Below are 2,555 nucleotides of genomic sequence, written 5' to 3' on the forward strand. Positions count from 1 at the left end.
AGATGAAATGGGCTTCAAGGCAACTGCTTACTACACAAACAGCGGCACAGCTTATGAAGACGATTATTTCTACACAACCCCTGAAGACCCCGAAAACTACACAACACAGGAATTCCTGTTCGTTCTGTGGAACGAAGACGGTGCATGGAAATTCAACACATTCCATCTGTTCTTCTAATTTAAAACAATATTAAAAAAAGAGTCCAAAAGGACTCTTTTTATTTTTCTTTTTTCCGTTTTTTCACCCGTGTTACGACTTCGTAAGCGGCAAAACAAATGACAAAATAACTCCAAAAAGGCAATCCACTGTTAGGAACTTTCGGGGAAGCATCTTCCGACAGGGTAAAGGTCAATTCCCCATCGGGCAGACCATCATAGGATGACTGATAGCCATTCTCGTTTTTTTCAAAACTCTGCAGGTTCGTTTCAAGCATATGATTAGGCGTATGCACCACAATATCCAGCGTGCCGAATTCTGCCCATGTCTTCGCAGGGGAAAGCAAATAATGGTAAGTATAGATCGGTGGCTCATACCGTACATTGGCATCGGGATACATGGGGGCTGTCACCGTATTGACGATGGTGCCGCCGGCAGGGACGGTGATCTCATATTCGTACCACCGCAGGAGATTTTCTACAGGAAAACGTCCCGTATATTCGAAACTGCCAAGAATGCCAAAGTCCCATTCGCATTTTTTCAGATTCTGGGTCACGGCATTATACCAGTCATGGCGGAGAACCGTGGAGTTATCCTCCCAGTCTGCAAAAACGAATTCTTCATAAGTGGCAGTTTCTTCGCCAACAAGGGTCAGTTCATAGTCGAAAGGCGTATCCTCTGCGCCGTTTTCCGAGAACCATTCCAGCTCCCCCTCCAAAGGCTTACCAAATACATAGACTTCGATAGTGTCGCCGTTTTCCACCCAGCGGGTCACGGCGATTTTATCCTCAGAATTATTGCCGCCAGACTGATTCATCAGCATCAGTTTTCGTTCCGTTGCGTCGCCGTCCCACCAGAAGCCAAGGCGCGCCGCATCAAATTCCTCGGCAATGCCGCTGATTTCCCATGTGTATTTTGTCACAGGAGTATCGAAGTTCCAGAAGGGGTCTTCCATATAGCCATCATGAAGATTGGGCAGGTCTTTTTCCAGTTCAAATTCATCCCCGCGGTAAAAAAGGGTGTGGCGCACGGTGCTTTCCACAGGCTTGCCGTCCACCAGAACATCATATTTTTTCGCATCCGCCGCAAAAACCTGTTTATCCGTATGAGGATGGAAGGAATAGCCGTAATCAGGGGTCTGCCCGAAGGGGAAGGCCAGCTTCGCCGTCACATCATAATCGGCAGGGTTATGGAAAGTATACTCAGCCGTGACCTTGCCGCTGTAAGCCAGATATGCCCCTTCCTCTCTGTAATAATCCAGCGGAAATTCCTGAATATCAAAGGTCAGCTGTTCATGCTGCACGATGATGGGGGATTGTTCGCCGGTAATCATTGCGCCGGATGGAGCAATCCCTCGGAAATAGGTCTGGGCGGAATTGGCGAAAGCGGTGGTTGGAGTCAAAAGGAATAAGGTGCTGAGTACCATAGAAATTAGTTTTTTCATGTCTAACACCTCCGTTTTCTATCTTATTTTTTTCCTGCAATTTTGTTGTCCTTTTCCAGAACAGCATCGAAGGCTTTTGTCAGAGTGGCTTCAAAGCCGTTGGCCTGCAGAGATGCCACGCCTTCGATGGTAGTGCCGCCGGGGGAGCATACCTGATCCACCAGCGCCATAGGATGTTCGCCGCTTGCCAGAATCATTTTCGCAGAGCCTTCCACTGTTGCCGCCGCAATTTCCAGTGCCTGTTTTTTGGGCATGCCCGCTTTTACCGCCGCACGCGCCAGGGCATCCATATACAGATAAGCGAAAGCAGGAGCAGAGCCCGCCAGAACGGTGAAGATGCCAAAGTGGTTTTCTTCCACCTCGATGACCGCGCCGATGGTCTCAAACATACCTTTGACGATTTCTTTCTGTTCTTCCGTTACATATTCGTTGACGCACATGCCGCTGGTGGCCGCGCCGATTTTTGCATTGATATTGGGCATCACACGGACGATGGGTGTTTCCGCGGGGAGCAGTTCTGCCAGGTATTCCAGTGTTTTGCCCGCTGCGATGGAAACGACCAGAGGTTTCTTCTGTTCCATTTCTTGTTCCAATGCAGGCACGACACTTGCCAGTACATGGGGTTTCACCGCCAGAACAAGGACATCGCTTTCCGCCACCACTTCCGCCGCCGTGGGAACAGCCACTGCGCCGCATTCGTCCGCCAGTTTTTGGGCGGAAGTCACAGTTTTGCTGGTGATGGTGATATCCTTGCCGTTATAACTTTTTGTGCCGATGGTCATGCCTTTTACGATGGCGCCTGCCATATTGCCTGCGCCGATAAAGCCAAATTTCATAGGATTTCCCTCCTTATAAAAAAGAAAAGGTCGGTGAAAACCGACTTTTGTGATTTCTCGATTTCCTGATTTAACGGTACTACAATTACCGCACTGCTGTCAATCGTGGAAATCTTAT

2 protein-coding genes are annotated in these 2,555 nt (G+C 48.8%); both read right to left on the bottom strand.

Annotated features, from left to right (window positions below):
* Positions 1 to 218 precede the first annotated feature (218 nt).
* Positions 219 to 1,601 carry a hypothetical protein gene (locus IJ369_RS08205; RefSeq protein WP_290717999.1) on the bottom strand — a complete coding sequence of 461 codons (1,383 nt, stop codon included), beginning with the start codon at positions 1,599 to 1,601 and terminating at the stop codon, positions 219 to 221.
* 23 nt (positions 1,602 to 1,624) lie between these two features.
* On the bottom strand, positions 1,625 to 2,437 hold the full coding sequence (gene proC / locus IJ369_RS08210; RefSeq protein WP_290718001.1) for a pyrroline-5-carboxylate reductase: 813 nt from the start codon (positions 2,435 to 2,437) through the stop codon (positions 1,625 to 1,627).
* Positions 2,438 to 2,555: the final 118 nt, after the last annotated feature.

Origin of the sequence: Anaerotignum sp., from assembly GCF_017483025.1 — a bacterium.
Classification (GTDB): domain Bacteria; phylum Bacillota; class Clostridia; order Lachnospirales; family Anaerotignaceae; genus Anaerotignum_A.